Origin of the sequence: Staphylococcus sp. HMSC34C02 (assembly GCF_001838705.1) — a bacterium.
Lineage (GTDB): Bacteria > Bacillota > Bacilli > Staphylococcales > Staphylococcaceae > Staphylococcus > Staphylococcus borealis.
This window is the reverse complement of the sequence record NZ_KV838586.1, coordinates 1-19,565: the sequence shown is the minus strand read 5'-3', so window position 1 is coordinate 19,565 and position 19,565 is coordinate 1. Positions and strand designations below refer to the sequence as shown.

Annotated in this window: 17 protein-coding genes; 14 read left to right on the top strand and 3 right to left on the bottom strand. The window is 31.8% G+C overall.

All coding sequences use genetic code 11. The annotated features are described in order from the left end of the window. Positions 1–37 precede the first annotated feature (37 nt). Entirely contained in the window at positions 38–1,987 is a 1,950-nt protein-coding gene (locus HMPREF3239_RS07745; protein ID WP_070855258.1) for an IucA/IucC family protein, read from the bottom strand. A 114-nt stretch (positions 1,988–2,101) separates the two neighbouring features. Between HMPREF3239_RS07745 and HMPREF3239_RS07740 the strand changes: the two genes are divergently transcribed. From HMPREF3239_RS07740 to HMPREF3239_RS07710, 7 genes are all read left to right on the top strand, one after another. Then, positions 2,102–3,271 (top strand): MFS transporter, encoded by a 1,170-nt coding sequence (locus tag HMPREF3239_RS07740; protein WP_070855257.1) that lies wholly within the window; start codon positions 2,102–2,104, stop codon positions 3,269–3,271. Positions 3,272–3,274: 3 nt separating this feature from the next. Next, complete coding sequence (locus HMPREF3239_RS07735; protein ID WP_070855256.1) at positions 3,275–5,032, top strand: IucA/IucC family protein; 1,758 nt, start codon at positions 3,275–3,277, stop codon at positions 5,030–5,032. A 3-nt stretch (positions 5,033–5,035) separates the two neighbouring features. Further along, positions 5,036–6,097 carry an alanine/ornithine racemase family PLP-dependent enzyme gene (locus HMPREF3239_RS07730; RefSeq protein ID WP_070855255.1) on the top strand — a complete coding sequence of 354 codons (1,062 nt, stop codon included), beginning with the start codon at positions 5,036–5,038 and terminating at the stop codon, positions 6,095–6,097. Positions 6,098–6,346: 249 nt separating this feature from the next. Continuing rightward, complete coding sequence (locus HMPREF3239_RS07725; RefSeq protein WP_070855254.1) at positions 6,347–7,345, top strand: ABC transporter substrate-binding protein; 999 nt, start codon at positions 6,347–6,349, stop codon at positions 7,343–7,345. Between the two features lie 12 nt (positions 7,346–7,357). Next, entirely contained in the window at positions 7,358–8,389 is a 1,032-nt protein-coding gene (locus HMPREF3239_RS07720; protein WP_070855253.1) for a FecCD family ABC transporter permease, read from the top strand. Then, on the top strand, positions 8,386–9,351 hold the full coding sequence (locus tag HMPREF3239_RS07715; protein WP_053028524.1) for a FecCD family ABC transporter permease: 966 nt from the start codon (positions 8,386–8,388) through the stop codon (positions 9,349–9,351). The genes HMPREF3239_RS07720 and HMPREF3239_RS07715 overlap by 4 nt, the downstream gene beginning before the upstream one ends. A 213-nt stretch (positions 9,352–9,564) precedes the next feature. Continuing rightward, entirely contained in the window at positions 9,565–10,938 is a 1,374-nt protein-coding gene (locus HMPREF3239_RS07710) for a YjiH family protein (RefSeq protein ID WP_156305040.1), read from the top strand. 75 nt (positions 10,939–11,013) lie between these two features. Here the strand turns inward: HMPREF3239_RS07710 and HMPREF3239_RS07705 are convergent, their stop codons facing one another. After that, complete coding sequence (locus HMPREF3239_RS07705; RefSeq protein WP_070855252.1) at positions 11,014–11,328, bottom strand: heme oxygenase; 315 nt, start codon at positions 11,326–11,328, stop codon at positions 11,014–11,016. Positions 11,329–11,489: 161 nt separating this feature from the next. Then, positions 11,490–11,750: a SunI/YnzG family protein gene (locus HMPREF3239_RS07700; RefSeq protein ID WP_053028522.1), complete on the bottom strand. Its 261-nt coding sequence runs from the start codon at positions 11,748–11,750 to the stop codon at positions 11,490–11,492. Positions 11,751–11,924: 174 nt separating this feature from the next. On the opposite strand from HMPREF3239_RS07700, the gene HMPREF3239_RS07695 reads away from it, so the two are divergent. The 7 genes from HMPREF3239_RS07695 to HMPREF3239_RS07665 all read left to right on the top strand — a co-directional run bounded on the left by HMPREF3239_RS07695 (position 11,925) and on the right by HMPREF3239_RS07665 (position 19,190). After that, on the top strand, positions 11,925–12,443 hold the full coding sequence (locus HMPREF3239_RS07695) for a metal-dependent hydrolase (protein ID WP_070855251.1): 519 nt from the start codon (positions 11,925–11,927) through the stop codon (positions 12,441–12,443). 55 nt (positions 12,444–12,498) lie between these two features. After that, positions 12,499–13,686, top strand: a complete 1,188-nt coding sequence (locus HMPREF3239_RS07690; RefSeq protein ID WP_070855250.1) for a UTP--glucose-1-phosphate uridylyltransferase — start codon at positions 12,499–12,501, stop codon at positions 13,684–13,686. A gap of 16 nt (positions 13,687–13,702) precedes the next feature. Then, positions 13,703–14,386, top strand: a complete 684-nt coding sequence (locus HMPREF3239_RS07685; RefSeq protein WP_053028519.1) for a PAQR family membrane homeostasis protein TrhA — start codon at positions 13,703–13,705, stop codon at positions 14,384–14,386. A gap of 141 nt (positions 14,387–14,527) precedes the next feature. Further along, the gene (sdrM, locus tag HMPREF3239_RS07680) at positions 14,528–15,856 is read left to right on the top strand and encodes a multidrug efflux MFS transporter SdrM (RefSeq protein ID WP_070855249.1); all 1,329 of its coding nucleotides are present in this window, start codon (positions 14,528–14,530) and stop codon (positions 15,854–15,856) included. Between the two features lie 125 nt (positions 15,857–15,981). Next, entirely contained in the window at positions 15,982–16,452 is a 471-nt protein-coding gene (locus HMPREF3239_RS07675; RefSeq protein ID WP_053028517.1) for a SepA family multidrug efflux transporter, read from the top strand. 72 nt (positions 16,453–16,524) lie between these two features. Next, positions 16,525–17,976, top strand: coding sequence for an MDR family MFS transporter (locus HMPREF3239_RS07670; protein ID WP_053028516.1), 1,452 nt, complete (start codon positions 16,525–16,527; stop codon positions 17,974–17,976). Positions 17,977–18,122: 146 nt separating this feature from the next. Further along, a complete protein-coding gene (locus HMPREF3239_RS07665) occupies positions 18,123–19,190 on the top strand; it encodes a P-loop NTPase (protein ID WP_070855248.1) in 1,068 nt (355 codons plus the stop codon). Positions 19,191–19,565: the final 375 nt, after the last annotated feature.

Here is a 19,565-nt window from a genome sequence, read left to right as displayed (position 1 = left end):
TTTGTATCAATTTTATTTGTTCAAACGATTTGTCATTTTATTTATGCAATGGATTACTTACTTTAATGTAAGTATAGTGATGTGCTTCATCCTCTAAACGCATTGTAGTCACGCATTTATAATCTATTACTTCATCAAATATGACTTTTTTAATTTGAGATATGCGATCTGTGTTAACGTTTGTTAATTGATTTAGAATATGATGAATGATATTTCCAACACTATTCCATAATGTAGCTTCAAACTTGTCGTCATCGATAAACTTAGAAACGGTCAATATAAGTTCACCTATATGATTTTGAACAGTCGAGTAAAATACTTTATTAAATACTGTAGTTTTAGAATCGGTTAGTATTCTAGATTTTTCGTGAAAATGCTCAGTCACATAACCAGCTTCATTTAATTGTTGTTCATCGATTCGTAAACCTTCAAAGTCACGAATATATATGGTACGCAATCGGCCATCAGTATTAAATGTTGCAATTGAATTTTGTAAATGTGCTTCTAATGCAATACCATATTTCACATATAAAGGCATGACGATACCCAACAGTTGAGAAATATAGTCGGTTAACCATTCGTGTGCTGCAACGTCTAAACTATCCTTTACATAATTCGTTTTATAGCGCTGAATTAAACTTATTATCGGCGGTTCTTCATTATTTTTATAAGTAGCCACTAAACTCGATGGAATAATAGGCACACTATCATTGTCTATTAGATTATAAATATTATCTCTAAAAAGGGTTCCTAATTGTTCACTACGATCTGTTTGTATAGCCTCAGCGTCATTTGAATTATAAAAGTGAATGCCAGCAAATTCATTTAAAATACCAGTTCTATAGTATGTGAAATCTGCATCTTGTTCTAGAATGTCATTTAAAATACGAGTCACTAAAGGACCATTGTGTGTGGTCTGTTCAGATAAAGTTCTAATTTCACCAGTAATATGGACATTAGTAGATAATTTGATATGTGGCAAAGTTACAGGATATTTTGGTATTAATGTTCTGAATGATAATCCAGCATAATATGGCAGTTCTACGTTTAATGGAATCATTAAATGATGCTTTAATTCTTCTTCGTATTGATGTAGTAATATGTTATGAAACTGCCACGGGTGGACAATCATCAATTCATAATCATCTAGATTACTAAAACCAGTACATTCATTTTCAATGCGTTGATAGAGTTCTGGAAAGTGGGATTTTAGTTCATCATTATACGTAAGCGATAACGTTTTTGTTTTAGCAATACTTTGATGAATAAGTACACATTTTAAATTAATTTCTTTATTATATTCAGAACTATATTTAATATTTTCATTAGCATTTAGCCCTTTACGTAATTTAGCACCAGGATGAAGCGGATGACCTTCAATAACAGCCTGCTCCGAACGTAAATAACTATCTTGTTCATTAAAAATAATGTCCAATAATGGTTCGTTTGCATGTTGCATCTCATAAGCTTGATAAGCAAGTGCTAACGCCATATTTGCAACACTATTCTCCATATCATCCTTAAATTGTGAACTTGCTTCATTATCTAACGCTGGTTTTTCTTTTAAAATGCTAGCTAATATTTCATTTGGATGCAATATACGACAAAATTGGTTACTATGTTTAGCGCGATAATAAAACGGGCCTTCAACATCCACACGTCCAAAAGCATGCTTACCAGTAATACGTGCAAAGATATATTTATCCTCTTGTGGAAAATACACGCGCATCATTTGGTGTTGTCCATCGATGGGACAGTCTTCGATATCATTGGACCACATGATGATACTATTTGATTGAGCGTTAACTAAATTCTCTCTGTAGAGTGATGTAATTAAACGTTGTGAGATTTTATCTCGTGCAATGAGTAACTCATTTTTAAAGTAGCTAACTAAGTGAGGTAACGCTTGTTCTAAATAGTTTAACGCGCCTAATTCTTCCTCATTTAACTGTATGTTTTTATTATGTATTGAAATTAAATTATTCATATGGCACCTCAAATTCATTTTACAAAAATCTAAAACATTTGTATAATCCATAATATCGATAATGATATTCATTATCAATTATAAATATTATTATAAATAAGTAGGTGGAATACTGTGGCGAAATTTTTCTTCTCTAGTTCCTTTTTATTATTTCTAGGGAATTGGATAGGACAAATTGGCTTGAATTGGTATGTGCTTACTAGTTATCATAACGCAGTCTATTTAGGATTGGTTAATTTTTGCCGACTCGTACCGATTTTGTTATTAAGTGTCTGGGCTGGCGCTATTGCTGACAAGTTTGACAGAGGGAAATTACTTAAAATAACTATTTCATCCTCATTTATAGTGACAGGCATACTATGTGCTTGTACTTTTCTATTAGCTAAAGTACCAATTAGTATCATTCTGATTTATGCGACGCTTAGAGGTATGATTAATGCGACAGAAACACCAATAAGACAGGCTGTATTACCTGATTTATCTAGTCGGTTAAATACGAGTCAAGCTGTTTCATATCATTCTTTCATCATCAACATTTGTCGTTCAATCGGTCCAGCGGTTGCAGGACTTATTTTATCTATTTACCATGCACCGGCTACTTTTCTTGCTCAAACGGCGTGTTACTGCATTGCGACACTTTTATGTTTACCATTAACGTTCAAGAATGAAAGTGAGATAAGTAAAGCGGGCAAGGCGTTTTCTTTTAATGTTGTTTGGGAATACTTTAAGAATAATATGCAAGCTTCAAGAATATTCATTACTTCATTAATCATAATGGCTACAGGTTTTTCATATACGACATTAGTCCCAGTATTAGTACATGATATATTTCCAGGTCGTTCAGAAATATTTGGCGTATCAATGACTTTTTGTGCCATAGGTGGTATGCTAGCAACACTTTTACTACCTATGATTTTGAAAAAGTTAAATACCGTTCATATGTATTATTTAAGTTCCTGTCTATTTGGCATAGCACTATTAGGCGTCATCATACATCAGATTATAGTCATGTTCATTTGTATGGCACTTGTAGGTTTATTTAGTCAATTCGCGAGAACGTCAAATCGAATTTACTTTCAAGAGGATATAACACCTGAGCATCGTGGAAAAATATTAAGTATCGTAATGATGGACAGAGGAATGATACCATTAGGAAGTTTACTATTAACAACTTTATCAGAAGTTATGGGTGCTATTAATACATTCATCGTAATGGGCGTATTTACTTTTATAATTGCATTCATAGCATATATGATGCAAAGACCAATTAAAGTGGAGGAGTAACATATGATTCAAAACGCATGGCAAAATGCGGACACCAACATTCAATATCGCATTTTAAATGCATTGATCAAAGAAAGCATTTGGCCTGAACAAACCATAATAACAACTCAAAATCATCAATTAACTATACAATATCATGGGTGTATACTATTTACTCATTTTAATCGTAAAAGTATGATGTCACGATATGACTTTAAAGGTCCAATTACATACCAATGTGGTAATGAAAATAAAACAATCACTGAGGTAGAGAAATTATTAAGTATTTTAAAACATCACTTTGATATTGATATACAACAACAACTTATTAATGAAATTATACATAGCAGGGATAACTTTGTTGAGATTTATAAGCAATTCGATCAACGGCAACATAACGTGCAATCAAGTATGCAGTTCTCTTGTATGCCGACCACATTAAATTTCTTTGCATGGTTACAGCATTTAAGTGATTCCAATGAGATTAATGATTTATTATATTCGGAAAGTTTAGTATTGGAAGGACATCCAACGCATCCACTTACTAAAACCAAACTGCCATTAACAATGGATGAAGTTAAAATGTATTCGCCTGAATTTGAAAAAGTCATTCCATTAAAAATAATGTTATTACAGAAAGACTGCGCTCAAGCGACAAGTATTGATGGTACTGAAGACTTTATATTAAGAGAAGTTATTCCAGAATATCAATTAAGGCTAAGAAAATATGCACAATCGATACAAATTTCATTAGAAGACTATTACGTCATATTGGTACATCCGTGGCAATACAACCATACCATTTATGACAAGTTTTCAAATTGGATAGCGCACAAATTATTAGTCACGACACCATTCGAAGTCGATTCTAAAGCCACATTATCATTTAGAACAATGTCTTTAATTAATAAACCTTATCACGTAAAACTACCTGTAAATGTACAAGCGACAAGTGCTGTCAGAACCGTTTCAAGTGTAACAACAGTAGATGGACCAAAATTGAGTAAGTCTCTACACAATGTCTTAAACCAATATTCACAACTAAACGTTGCCATCGAGCCATATGGATTGTGTGCTAAAACAAATGACGATGACGCGAGACAATTGGCATGTATCATAAGAGAAAAACCTTACATAGCAAATAATGGTGTGACAATTGTTACTGGTGCATTGGTTAACCCAAATCCAATTGATCAACACATCACAGTTGATAGTTATATTGAGTGGGTTAATGGTGAAGTAAATAAAAGTGGCATCATAACGTTTATGGAAAATTATAGTCGACAACTTATTACACCTTTACTCAATTTAATACAAGACTATGGCATAGCATTAGAAGCACATATGCAAAATACGATAGTAAATTTGGGCCCGAATTTTCAAATGAATTTTATTGTACGAGATTTAGGTGGCTCTCGTATAGACTTAAACACACTTACACATAAAATGAATAATATACAAATAACAAATCAAAGTTTATTAGCCCAAACAATTGAGGAAGTCATTGCTAAATTTCAGCATGCGGTTATACAAAATCAGTTAGCTGAATTAATATATCATTTTTCAAAAAAAGAAAATATAACAGAAGCGGAATTGTTTCATATAGTCCGAAAAGAAGTCGAAGTCGCTATTAATGATCATAAGCCACATGCCCAAGCATTAAGAGATGTGCTGTTTGGTCCAACGATTACTGTAAAAGCTTTATTGCGTATGCGCATGACCAATAGAGTGAAAAAATATTTAAATATACAACTTGAGAACCCAATTCGAAAAGAGGTGTAATAAGTGGCTCAAATCAATATAAATTTATCTAAAATTGAATATAATGCAGAAGCGTTGAGAACATTATTAGAAGAGAATGATATACATTTAACTCCAGTCATCAAATGCATTGCCGGTGACAGTCGCATTATTGAAGCATTAATTCAATCAGGAATTACGCATTTTGCAGAATCCAGACTTGAGAATATAAATGAAAACTTCAAGGATCAATGCAATTATCTACTTTTAAGACCAACATCTAAGAAACACTATACACAACTTGTCGAAACAATAAAAATAAGTATGCAAACAGAAATTGAAACGATTAGAGAAATCAATGACATCGCTAAAAGTTTAAATAAAAAACATCAAATTATGCTAATGATAGATTGGAAAGATAGACGTGAAGGCGTAATTACCTACGATGTACTAAACTATATAGAAGAAATTATAAAAATGACTCAAATTCAGTTAGTAGGTATCGCTTTTAATTTTATGTGTTTTAAATCATCCGCACCAACTGAGGACGATATATTTAAAATAAATCAATTCGTTGATGCTATTGAAAATAATTTAGGATTTAGATTGAAAGTTATATCCGGCGGTAACTCAAGCATGATTCCTCAATTAATGTATAACGATTTGGGTAGAATTAACGAATTGAGGATAGGTGAAGCCCTGTTTAGAGGTGTTGATACGACAACTTATCAATCTATTCCGATGTTATTTCAAAATGCCATTACATTAGAAGCGGAAATATTGGAGATTAAGCCACGATTATCAGACAATAACCAATGCTATCTACAAGCTATAGTAGATATAGGTTATGTTGATACAGATATTGACAAAATTAAACCGATAAAAAATGATGTTGATATTGTCGGCGCATCAAGTGACCATCTTATGATTAACTTAAATAATCAAGATTATTATAAAATTGGTGATGTTATTGAATTCTCATTGGAATATGAGGCACTTTCTCAAGTCATGTACCATAATCGTATGACAAAGAACTATTTAAAGGATCATTATATTCATTCTTTGAATAATCAAATGAATCATTCTCCAATACTGACACATAAATAATTTAATTTATTATTTGAATTAAATTGATATCGAAACATTATGTAATAGATTAATTAGCCTTTAATTTAGAATTATATTTCTGATTAATGGCTTTTTAATTTATGCTTATATACCTATATTCTATTGTTAATTAAAATTCCGATAATTTTTTATAAAAAAATTAAAAAATATCCCAAACGATATTGACATTGATAATCGTTATCAATAAACTATGTATTGTAAACCTATACATATTAAGGAGTGGAATTCATGAAAGGCTTTAAGTTTGCAGGGATAGTTGCATTACTATTTGCATTAGTATTAGTTACTGCATGTGGTAATGTTAGTAATAATGGATCAGACGATTCAAATAGTAAATCGTCATCTAAAGACGCAATTAAAATTAAACATGAATTAGGTACTACAGAAGTTCCTAAAGATGCTAAGCGTGTAGTAGCTTTGGAATTTTCATTCGTAGATGCATTGGCAGCACTTAATGTTAAACCAGTAGGGGTTGCTGATGATAATAAACCAAATCGTATTATCAAGCCATTAAAAGATAGAATTGGTGATTACAAATCAGTTGGTACACGTAAACAACCTAATTTGGAAGAAATCAGTAAATTAAAACCCGATTTAATTATTGCGGATAGTAACCGACATAAAGGTATTTACAAAGAATTAAGTAAAATTGCACCGACAATAGAATTAAAAAGTTTTGATGGTGACTATAACGATAATATAGAAGCGTTTAAAACGGTCGCTAAAGCTTTAAATAAAGAAGATGAAGGTAAAAAACGTTTAGAAGAACATAAAGAAAAATTAGCTAAATGCAAAGATGAGATTCAATTTGATAAAAATGAAAAAGTGTTACCAGCAGTAGCGTCTAAGTCTGGATTATTAGCGCATCCAAGTGAATCTTATGTAGGTCAATTCCTAACTCAACTTGGCTTTAAAGAAGCATTAAATAAAGATGTTACTAAAGGTTTAAGTAAATATTTACAAGGACCTTATTTACAACTCAATGCTGAAACGTTAAAAGATGTTAATCCAGAACGTATGTTTATAATGACTGATGGTGCAAGTCCTAAAGAACCGTCTTATCAAGAAATGAAAAAAGATCCAGTTTGGGATACATTAGATGCGGTTAAACATAATCGTGTAAGTATTGTTAGCCGAGATACTTGGGCTAGAGCTCGTGGTTTGATATCTTCTGAAGAAATGGCTAAAGAACTTGTTGAAATTTCTAAAAAAGACAAAGAAAAGTAAGGTGGCTAAGCGATGACTATTAGATCAACTGATAGTCAATCTGCTATAGATAAAGCAAATAAGAGACGCACTACACTCACATTTATTGTGAGTGGGTGCTTTCTTTTTATTTTTGCATATTTTAATTTAGCGATTGGCTCTTCTGAAATTCATGCAAAACATATTTTCGAATACTTTTTTACGTCTATGGATAATAAACAAACATTTCTTATTCATAATGTAAGAATGCCTAGAATGATTGGTGGTTTATTGATTGGTGGTGCATTGGCTTTAGCAGGTCTATTAATGCAGGCAATCACTAGAAATCCACTCGCATCGCCTCAAATATTTGGAGTTAATTCTGGCGCATCGTTTGTCATAGTACTAATTACCATATTAATACCTGCATTAGGAAATTATGCTACGTACTTAGCATTTATAGGTGCATTTATTGGAGGATTAACTGTCTATGTATTATCCGGATCTACGAAAAAAATAACACCAATAAAATTGGCCCTTGCAGGAATGGCAATTCATTTATTTTTCAGTAGTTTAACGCAAGGCATCATCATATTAAATGAAGATTCTAATACTACCGTTATGTTCTGGTTAGTAGGTTCATTGAATGGATTGAAATGGACTGCAGTCTTGTCAGTTATGCCTTGGCTCATATTAGCGCTTATCATAACGATGTTATTAGGCCGTCAATTAACCATAATGGAATTAGGAGACGATATAGCGAAAGGATTAGGCCAGAAGACTCAGCTTATCAGAATTATAGTTGGCCTACTTGTCATCGTACTAGCAGGCGCGTCTGTTTCAATAGCAGGGCCCATTGGATTCATTGGCTTAATTGTCCCTCATATAGTTAAACGCTATATAAGCAAAGATTACTTCTTAATGGTGCCATTAACATTTCTAATTGGTGCAGATTTATTATTGCTATCAGATATGTTAAGTCGACTTATAACATTCCCTTATGAATCACCAGTTGGTATTGTTACATCATTTGTTGGAGCAATCTATTTCTTATTAATAACTTTAAAAGGGGTGAAACGAATATGACAAAACGACAATTATCTATTCGTTATGCCATTGTAATTACTTGTTTAATTGCAAGTGTCTTTGTAAGTTTATGTGTTGGTTCAACAATGTATAGCCCGTTAAAAGCACTTCACAGTGTTTTAAGTTTGGATGATTTTATACTTAATGAATACCGTATTCCAAGAACGTTATTGGGGTTAGTTGTAGGAAGTAGTCTGGCTATTTCTGGAGCAGTGATACAAGGTGTAGTTAGAAATCCACTTGCATCTCCGGATGTAATCGGAATAACTAAAGGTGCAAGTTTAGCAGCAATTATTGTAATTATGTTATTTCCTTCTGCACCACTATTAGTATTACCAATTGGTTCGTTTATAGGTGCATTATTAATCAGTTTAATTTTGTCATTTTTGATTTCTAAATATAATATTAAAGGATCAACATTAGCTTTGATAGGTTTAGCTATCGGTGCGATATGTACAGCTGTGGTTCAATTTTTACTTATTAGAAATCCTATGGATGCTAATAATGCTTTAGTTTGGTTAACAGGTAGTTTATACGGTCATACCATTGATAATTTTTATTCAATCCTACCTTGGTTTATTATTACTTTACCATTCGTATTAGGTTTGAGTTATCAATTAGATATTTTAAATTTAGGCGAACATATTGCTACAGCACTTGGTGCAAGGGTACAAAGACTTAAGATGATTTTACTTATTTTATCCGTAATGTTAGCGGGTGCTTCTATCTCAGTTGTTGGTGGAATTAGCTTCCTAGGTTTAATTGCACCCCATATTGCTCGATCAATTGTAGGACAGCGATATTTTCATGTTGTAATCATGTCTGGTTTGATAGGTGCGATTTTAATTTTATTCAGTGATGGATTGGCTAGAGGTATTCACCCACCATTAGATATACCTGTTGGTGTTATCATTGCCATCATTGGTGTTCCTTATTTCTTATTTTTATTAAGAAGAATATAATGAAGTTAAAGAGCTAATTTTCTTCTAATTAAACGTGGAGATTTAGCTCTTTTCATATTGCATCTCTATTAAAAATAAGATATAGTATTAAACATATTATTCATAAAAATGCATATATTCTTATATTTATATATAATTATAAGTCTGTTAGTAATATAAATACATAATTAATGAATATAAAAACATCAATTATGAGAGAGAAAGAGGTTATAAATGGTGGAAGGATATACGAAGCAACAAATTGCTAAAGGTAGAGCGAAGTTTATAACAATGTCTATTATTGGAATTATACTTTTCTTAATTCCTATTCCGGTTACGCAAGATGGTGAAAAACAAACGACATTGCCTGTAGCGTTTTTAGCTAATTGGTTAAAAGGTCTACTTGGAGATGCAATGCCTATCATCATCATTACTATTATTACATTATCTGCAATATTAACACTTTTATATTCCACTCTATTTAGAAGTAAGGTTAAGCCTGGTGGACTATTAGATAGTGCATTTAAAGTCGGCCCAGTTTGGATGACATTAAGATTATTGGCAGTTGTCTTTGTCTGGATGACTTATTTTAAGTTAGGGTCAAAAGTGATTTATTCAGAAGATACAGGTGGATTAGTGTTTAACGACCTATTACCAACCTTAGTTGCAGTATTTTTATTCGCTGCACTATTTTTACCGTTCTTAATGGAATATGGGTTGTTGGAATTTTTAGGGCCTTTATTTAGACCAATTATGAGACCTTTATTTACATTACCTGGACGTTCGACAGTAGACAATCTTGCTTCATTTATAGGCGATGGAACTGTAGGTGTGCTGATTACAAGTCGACAATATGAAAGAGGTATTTACTCTAGAAGAGAATCAATAGTGATTTCGACTACATTTAGTGTAGTTTCTATCACTTTTGCAATTGTTATCGCAGAAACGGTTGGACTTCAACATAAGTTTTTTGCTTTTTACTTAACAGTAATCGTTTCATGTTTTGTAGCAGCTATGATTATGCCTCGTATTTGGCCATTGAACCAAATACCCGATGAATTTACGAAAGAAGTTTCTGAAAATACTAGATTAGAAAAATTACCTGAAGGTAAAACGGCGATAGGCTATGGTTTTGAAGAGGCGACAATTGTTGGTTTGAAAGCACCGGGATTTAAAGAATTTTGGAAATCAGGTTTAAAAACGGTCATAGATATGTGGTTTGTTATCCTTCCAGTTGTTATGAGTATAGGAACACTTGCAACGATGATTGCTAACTATACACCGGTATTCTCAATTATTGGACAACCATTTATTCCGATTCTTGAATTATTGCAAATACCGGAGGCAGCTAAAGCTTCTGAAACTTTATTAATTGGTTTTGCGGATATGTTCTTACCTTCCATACTCATCGCTGATGCACATAGTGAAATTACGAGATTTGTTATAGGTGCATTAAGTATTTCTCAATTAATATACTTATCAGAAGTTGGTGGTGTAATACTTGGTTCTAAAATACCAGTTAGCTTAGGTAAACTATTTATGATTTTCTTAATCAGAACTGCTATCACTTTACCGATTATTGCATTGATGGCCCACTTATTGTTATAACCACAATTTAGGCAATGAAGATTTATGTTGGGAATATTGATCCTATTCAACCAACATAACTTCATTGCCTTCTTTTTAATTTAAGGTAGCTAATACATCAGCTTTGACAATTTCACTATTTATAACTGGAGATGTTTCGGCCGATGTTTTACCTCTATTTTGATGTGCTTCTTTAAATGCATCACTTTTAGTCCATGCTTCGAAATCTTTTTCAGTTTCCCACCACGTATTGACATACATATCTTCACTGTCTTTGTCTCGTTCAACTTTCCAAACTTCAATTTTATGAAAACCTTGTAATGCTTCAATTTTTCCACCTTTAGTAAATCTTGGTGCCATTTTTTCAGCGAATCCTTTTTTTACAGTAATTCTATTTGTTACTACAAACATTTTTTAACCTCCTTATTCTTAAGCATAGTGTAATTAATAACTCGGAAAATAAAAAGTAATTAAGTATTAAATGTCTAGGTATATAAAAACTGCCAACTACATTTAATGCGTTGACAGTGAAATATTACATATAACTTTGCGAAAGAAATTGTATTATATCATTACTTAGTTAATTCATTATAAACTTTTTGGTCATTGTGCGTATAAATAATGTATTCATGATCATCTGTATCAATAATCACTCTATTCGTTTTACCAAAAGTAGAACCAATACGTGAAATGTTTTTAGAGTCTAAATCTGGAACGGCATGAATTTCTTGGTCTTGTGAGATATTTTTAATGTCACTAGTAGGGATTTTAATATCTGCTACTCTCCATTGAATTCTAACTTCATTATTATCTTTCTTTACAGTCATTGCCATTAAAGAACACATCCTTTATGTTATTTATGTCTATATCATATATCAGTATGTAATCGTTTTCAAGTATTAATGCTATACTTTTTTATTTTGTGATACACTATTTACTTCAACCGAAAATATGTTCGTATTTTAGCGCATTTTGTGTTAGAATGTTCTCTATAAAGGAGAAGGTATATGACAGGCAAAACTCACGTATCTGCTGGTTTGCTAGTGGGTGCATTAACAACCGAACACTTTCAAACTGATTTGTTCTCTACTGTTACTGTGTTATGTTTAGCAGTGGTTTCAAGTTTGCTTCCAGATATTTGTCATACTGGAAGTAAGATTGGTAGGAAATTAAAGTTGCTAAGCATAATCATTAGGCTTTTATTTGGTCACAGGACATTCACTCACTCATTATTATTTATTGGTATCATTGGATTTCTCCTTAATTTAATTCAAACTCCTATATACTATTTGGTTTCCATTATCGGTGGTATGGCGTCTCATGTTATACTAGATATGTTAACGCCAAGAGGAGTAAAGTTACTTTATCCGATTCCTCTAACTATTAAGTTCCCATTCACCTTTAAAACAGGCGGCTTAGTTGATGTATCACTGGCTACTGCATTAAGTATTGGCGCATTATACATATTATTCCAAACGTTTATTAATGATTTATTACAATATATAAGCCAGTCCATTTTAGGGTAATACTAAATTTTTATGGGTATGAATACATATTGAATTCATCACAAGGAGAGTTAAAATGTTAGATCAAAATCAATTAAAGAAATATAATCAAGAGCATTTGAGTGAATATGAAAAGCTAATGAGTAGTAATGAAAAAGAAAAATTAGAAGCTAAAGTGAATGATTTAGATTTAGAAAGTATTCAGCAATTATTTAAAGATTTATATATAAATCGTCAATCGATTTCAGACGTATCAACAGTTTCAGAAGTGAAATATCAGCGCAAGTCAGACTTGACGGATCAAGAAGTAGCTAAATATGAACATAAAGGATTAGAAGCAATAAGAAACGGTGAATTTGCAGTACTTTTGATGGCTGGCGGTCAAGGTACTCGATTAGGTTATAAAGGACCTAAAGGTTCTTTTGAAATAAAAGGTATTAGTTTATTTGAACTACAAGCACAACAATTACTTAAACTTAAAAAAGAAACGGGTCATTTAATTAATTGGTATATCATGACTAGTGATATTAATCATGAAGAAACGTTAACGTATTTTGAACAACACGATTATTTTGGCTATAATCCTGATAATATACATTTCTTCAAACAAGATAATATGGTTGCGTTAAGTGAAGAAGGACGTCTTATTCTGAATGAACAAGGTTATATTATGGAGACGCCAAATGGTAATGGCGGTGTATTTAAATCATTAGATAAGAATGGCTTTTTAGATAAAATGGCAACTGATGGTGTGAAATATATTTTCTTAAATAATATTGACAATGTATTAGTTAAAGTTTTAGATCCACTATTTGCAGGATTTACAGTAGTACATGATTGTGATGTAACATCTAAATCAATTCAACCTAAAGATGGTGAAAGTGTTGGACGTTTAGTAAATCAAAATAGTAAAGATACAGTACTTGAATACTCTGAATTAGATGAAGAAGTAGCAAATACGTTTAATAATGCAAATATTGGTATTCATGCCTTTAAAGTTGGATTTATTAAACAAGTGGTAAATAATGACTTACCATATCATTTAGCAGTGAAAAATCTAAAACAATTAGATGAAGATTTTGGTGTTGTTGAAAAACCAACTTTAAAATTTGAACTGTTCTATTTTGATATTTTTAGATATGCAACTAGTTTTAACACGTTACAAGTTAATAGAGAAGATGAATTCTCTCCACTTAAAAATAAAGAAGGTAAAGATAGTGTTGAAACTGCTACATCAGATTTAGAACGTATGAATTTAATTTAAAGGGTGGTGGTGTTAGATGTCTAACTCATCTAAGAATACAAAAAGTGCTGTTGTTGAATCTTTTAAAGACATCATCCCGCTATCTTTTGGTGAAGAAATAGGTAATGCAGTATCACATGGTGTTGCTGCGTTGATTACACTTTTTTTACTTCCTTATGCGGCAGTACATAGTTATATAGCCCATGGAACGTTGAGCTCAATCAGTGTTTCAATATTTGTAATTAGCATTTTTATGATGTTTATCTCATCTACAATATATCATTCAATGAAGAACAATACTGCACATAAATACATATTGAGAATTATAGATCATAGTATGATTTATGTTGCAATTTCTGGGACGTATACGCCCGTTCTATTAACTGTTGTAGGCGGATGGATAGGTTGGTTAGTGTTTATATTATTATGGGGTACCACAATTTGGGGTATATTATATAAATCCATCTCTGAAAAAGTGAATCCAAAGTTAAGTTTAATTGTATATCTTGTGATGGGATGGGTTGGTATTATTTTTCTTCCTATTATCATTATGCGTACGTCATGGATGTTCATTTTATTTATAGTTTTAGGCGGTTTATCATATACGATTGGGGCTTGGTTTTATGCGCAAAAAAATCGTCCTTATTTCCATATGATTTGGCATATATTTATCGTTATCGCTTCAATGTTCCACTTTATTGCAATACTTTATTTTATATAGAGAAACTAAAAAATAAGGTTGATGATTTTATCGGTCATCAGTCTTATTTTTATTTTAAAGTGATTATTATATTGCGTCTGAATAATTCTAACGATTATTCTATTAAAGAATCTAAAAAGATAAAAAGGAGGAAAATTGTTCATGAACTTAAAATCTATAGGTATTGTTGTTACATTGGTTTTAACTATGTTTATGGCTGCAATTGAAAGTTCAATTATTTCATTAGCCATGCCTACAATAAGAACAGATTTAAATGCTGGAGCATCAATATCATTAGTATTTACAGTTTATTTTATTGCGTTGGTAGTAGCTAATCCGATTGTTGGTGAATTATTAACACGTTTTAAAATTCTTTATATTGCAATGGTAGGTTTATTATTATTTGGTATAGGTAGTTTAATGTCAGGAATGAGTAGCACATTTGTTATGCTCATCATCTCAAGAATCGTCCAAGGATTAGGAGCGGGGGTTATGATGTCGTTAACTCAAATTGTTCCTAAATTAGCTTTTGAAATACCATTTAGATACAAAATTATGGGTATAGTTGGAAGTGTATGGGGGATATCTAGCATTATCGGACCATTGCTAGGTGGAGCTATTTTAGAGTTTGCAACATGGCACTGGCTATTTTTCATAAATATCCCGATAGCGGTTATTGCAATTATTTTAGCATTTATTACGTTTCATTTTCCTGAGGAAGCGGAAGTTAAAGCATCTAGCTTTGATGTCAGAGGACTTACATTATTTTATGTGTTCATAGCTTTATTTATGTTTGGTTTATTATATAAGTCATCAATAATATTAAATATGATTGCTTTAGTGTTAGCATTTATATTCATATTTATTTTATTTAAATTTGAAAGCACAATCAAAAATCCATTCATACCAATTTCAGAGTTCAATCGTTCAGTATCATTAGTATTTGTTACGGACCTCTTAATAGCGATGACTTTAATGGGATACAATTTATATATACCGATTTACTTGCAAGATCATCTGCATCTTTCTCCACTTCAAAGCGGATTGGTTATATTCCCATTGTCAGTAGCTTGGCTAGTTTTAAATTTTAATTTAGCAAAAGTTGAAGCTAATTTAACACGTAAGGCATTATACATCACTGCATTCACTTTATTATTAATCAGTAGTATCATACTAATGTTTGGTTTGAAAATGCCATTATTAATTGCAGCAACTGTAATACTCGCTGGACTAAGCTTTGGTTTTGTTTACACTAAAGATAGTGTCATCGTTCAAGAAGAAACAAATCCGAGACATATGAAGAAAATGATGTCCTTTTATGCATTAACCAAAAATTTAGGTTCATCAATAGGCTCAACTGTAATGGGCTATTTCTACGCTATGTCAACAGGATTTATAAATGGTCACTTTTATAATATTTTACTTGCAGCTGCATTAGTGAGTATCTTACTCATCATCATGTGGTCAACGCTTTATAAATCCGAGGCATAGCATATTAAAGCTTTAACATAAACTAAATGTGATGGTTTATTAAGTTCTTTTAATATCGCGCTTTAAATTTTATATTGCGTTTTATAAATGATAAAATAGCCGTGTGAAACAAAGGAGGGCAAAAAATGAAGTTTTTTAAAAATAATTATAAAAATATTTTATCTACTTTATTTGTCCTCACTATCTTTATTATTTCAGGTGCTATTTTTTTAATGTTTTTAGGATTTGGTTTATTTGGTTTAAGTCGAATCCTAATTTTTTTTAACTTAGGAGACTTTACCTATAATAAAAATTTAGTAGATAATTTAGTTTATTATGGAAGTTATATCGTTTTTGGTTACTTCATTTTATTTGCCATTGAACATTTAATGGACTACTTTAGAAAGCAATTGCCTAACAATCCATATTTTAGTGGTAGTATGTTTCATTTGATTTCTTATGTCGTAACAACGATACTCTTTTATTTTATAATTCATATACACTACGTTTATATAAAAATTGACTTTTGGGTCATCGCAGTCATCATAGGGCTATTATATATATTTAAAATTATATTTTATCCAGATAGTGAGAATCTTAATAATAAGAAAGAATAAGCATTTAGTTTGCTTGGCGTACTAAAATTTGGTTGAATATAACAATGTCTTTGAATTAAAAGGAGTTTTTATATGGCGAATATAGAAGTATCCACAAAAAAACGGAACCTCATTGTTGCAGTAATGTTATTAAGTGCATTTATAGCTATTTTAAATCAAACTTTATTAAATACTGCTTTACCGCATATTATGAGGGAACTAAATACATCTGAAAATACTGCCCAATGGTTGGTAACTGGTTTTATGTTAGTTAATGGGACAATGATTCCGTTGACTGCATACTTAATGGATAGAATTAAAACCAAGCCATTATACTTAGTTTCTATGGGAATCTTCCTTATTGGATCTATTGTTGCTGCTATTGCACCTAACTTTGGTGTTTTAATGTTTGCCAGAGTGATACAAGCGATCGGTGCTGGAATTATTATGCCGCTCATGCAGTTTACGTTATTTACTTTATTTTCTAAAGAAAAGCGTGGTTTTGCAATGGGCTTAGCTGGCTTAGTTATCCAATTTGCACCAGCGATTGGCCCTACTTTTTCAGGCTTAATTATAGATAATACGAGTTGGAGAGTACCATTCATTATCGTTGTAGGCATTGCACTTATAGGTTATATCTTTGGTGCTATTACATTATCTAGTTACAATGAAACTAAAAAAACAGCATTAGATAAACGATCAGTTATTTATTCAACGTTAGGATTTGGATTGATGCTTTATGCATTTAGTAGTGCAGGCAATCTTGGATTCACTCATCCAATTGTTATCTTCTCATTTATAATTGGAATGTTAATTGTTGTTGCGTTTGTAAGAAGACAATTATATATAACTAATCCGTTGTTAAATCTCCGAGTCTTCAAAAGTAAAATTTTCACTTTCAGTACTATTACTTCAATGATTGTCATGATGTCAATGGTAGGTCCAGCACTTTTGATTCCATTGTTCGTCCAAAACGGTCTTGGTCTAAGTGCCTTCATGTCTGGATTAGTCATAATGCCAGGGGCTATTTTAAACGGTATAATGTCTGTTTACACCGGTAAAATTTACGATAAATATGGACCTAGACTTTTAATCCTAATTGGATTTATCGTGCTCATTATAACTACTGCCTTGTTGAGTTTCTTAAAATATGATTCATCTTATACCATGTTAGTTATCGTGTATGCAATAAGAATGTTTGCTGTTTCATTATTGATGATGCCAATTAATACAGCAGGAATTAACGCACTTAAAAATGAAGACATTTCGCATGGTACTGCCATCATGAACTTTGGCCGTGTTATGGCTGGCTCACTTGGAACGGCCTTAATGGTAACTATTATGAGTATTGGGGCTAAATTACTAAGTCAAAGTTCATCTATAAGTGCCAATCATGAAATCGCACAAAGACAAAGTGTTGCAGCAGGTGTTGATTTATCATTTGCCATAGTAACTGGATTAGTGATTGTTGGTTTCATCTTCTCTCTATTTATTAAAGAAGAAAGACACTACATTAAAAAAACAACGAATACGCGTGATATATAACGATTAGATAATGATAGAAGTTAGTCTTCATATATTGAGCTAACTTCTTTTTTTATATATCTAAAAAATATATACTAATTTAGAAAGTCAATACATATTAATATTTGTTATTATATAGATATAAAGAATGCTAAGGGGGATTTACATTGTTAACGGTAGATCAAGTGAAAGAAATAGTCGGAGCATTAAAAGATCCGATAATAAATGTACCACTTAAAGAAACAGATGGCATCATCGAAGTAACTACAAAAGAAGAAATAGAACACGTTAGTGTTAAAGTGGCAATGGCGCAACTAGGTGGACAACCACAGTTAGATTTACAAATGGCAATAGTAAAAGCGCTAAAAGAAAATGGGGCTAACACTGTTGGGATACGATTTGAAGAGTTACCTGCCGAAACGGTAGAACAATATACAGGTAAAAAAGAAGAACAACCAAAAACTATAGAGGGATTATTATCTAAAGATAATCCAGTAGAATTTATAGCGATTGCTTCAGGTAAAGGTGGCGTAGGTAAATCGACAGTTGCAGTAAACCTAGCAGTTGCTTTAGCACGAGAAGGCAAACGTGTTGGTTTAGTAGACGCTGATATCTATGGATTTAGTGTACCTGATATGATGGGTATTGACGAGAAACCGGGAGTCCAAGGTAAAGAAATAATTCCCGTTGAACGTCATGGCGTAAAAGTGATATCAATGGCATTTTTCGTAGAAGAGAATGCGCCGGTTATATGGCGTGGACCAATGCTAGGCAAAATGTTAACTAATTTCTTTGTAGAAGTGAAATGGGGAGAACTTGACTATTTACTATTAGACTTGCCGCCAGGTACAGGTGATGTAGCTTTAGATGTTCATTCAATGTTACCAAGTAGTAAAGAAATCATTGTAACTACGCCTCATCCGACAGCAGCATTTGTAGCTGCAAGAGCAGGAGCGATGGCTAAACATACTGAACACTCTATCTTAGGTGTCATTGAAAATATGAGCTATTTCGAAAGTAAAGAAACTGGTAATAAAGAACATGTCTTTGGTAAAGGTGGCGGACGTAAACTAGCAGATGAATTAAATACGCAGCTACTAGGTGAATTACCATTAGAACAACCTACATGGAATCCTAAAGATTTCTCACCATCTATTTATCAAGCAGATGATCGATTAGGTAAAATTTATACGTCTATTGCTCAAAAAGTGATAGCATCTACAATTAAAAAATAAAATCCTATTTAGTGTAAAATTAGCGCATGGAAATTCAGATTTTCATGCGTTTTTCTATTGCAAAATATTTTGAATCTGATAGAATAATTTCTTGTGAGCAACAATGAAACTTGAACATAACAAAGATAAAAATTAGTTCAAAAAAAGTGTTGACTTAACTATTTAAACTTGATATTATATAAAGGTCGTCGAAAACGGAATGTTAATTCCTTACAAAGTTTGTTAAAACGGTGTAAAACTTACCATTGCAAAATAAAAAAAGATGACTTAAAATAATAAAAGTAATCAGCAAAAGTTGTTGACTTTCTAAAAAGAATGTTATACAATTAAGAAGTTGTTTTAAAAATGAACATTGAAAACTGAATGACAATATGT

Excerpts from the sequence above, each read along its gene's own strand:
- HMPREF3239_RS07745 (WP_070855258.1), bottom strand. The coding sequence starts at position 1,987 with ATGAATAATTTAATTTCAATACATAATAAAAACATACAGTTAAATGAG.
- HMPREF3239_RS07735 (WP_070855256.1), top strand. The coding sequence starts at position 3,275 with ATGATTCAAAACGCATGGCAAAATGCGGACACCAACATTCAATATCGC.
- HMPREF3239_RS07725 (WP_070855254.1), top strand. The coding sequence starts at position 6,347 with ATGAAAGGCTTTAAGTTTGCAGGGATAGTTGCATTACTATTTGCATTA.
- HMPREF3239_RS07720 (WP_070855253.1), top strand. The coding sequence starts at position 7,358 with ATGACTATTAGATCAACTGATAGTCAATCTGCTATAGATAAAGCAAAT.
- HMPREF3239_RS07715 (WP_053028524.1), top strand. The coding sequence starts at position 8,386 with ATGACAAAACGACAATTATCTATTCGTTATGCCATTGTAATTACTTGT.
- HMPREF3239_RS07710 (WP_156305040.1), top strand. The coding sequence starts at position 9,565 with ATGGTGGAAGGATATACGAAGCAACAAATTGCTAAAGGTAGAGCGAAG.
- HMPREF3239_RS07705 (WP_070855252.1), bottom strand. The coding sequence starts at position 11,328 with ATGTTTGTAGTAACAAATAGAATTACTGTAAAAAAAGGATTCGCTGAA.
- HMPREF3239_RS07700 (WP_053028522.1), bottom strand. The coding sequence starts at position 11,750 with ATGGCAATGACTGTAAAGAAAGATAATAATGAAGTTAGAATTCAATGG.
- HMPREF3239_RS07695 (WP_070855251.1), top strand. The coding sequence starts at position 11,925 with ATGACAGGCAAAACTCACGTATCTGCTGGTTTGCTAGTGGGTGCATTA.
- HMPREF3239_RS07690 (WP_070855250.1), top strand. The coding sequence starts at position 12,499 with ATGTTAGATCAAAATCAATTAAAGAAATATAATCAAGAGCATTTGAGT.
- HMPREF3239_RS07685 (WP_053028519.1), top strand. The coding sequence starts at position 13,703 with ATGTCTAACTCATCTAAGAATACAAAAAGTGCTGTTGTTGAATCTTTT.
- sdrM (WP_070855249.1), top strand. The coding sequence starts at position 14,528 with ATGAACTTAAAATCTATAGGTATTGTTGTTACATTGGTTTTAACTATG.
- HMPREF3239_RS07675 (WP_053028517.1), top strand. The coding sequence starts at position 15,982 with ATGAAGTTTTTTAAAAATAATTATAAAAATATTTTATCTACTTTATTT.
- HMPREF3239_RS07670 (WP_053028516.1), top strand. The coding sequence starts at position 16,525 with ATGGCGAATATAGAAGTATCCACAAAAAAACGGAACCTCATTGTTGCA.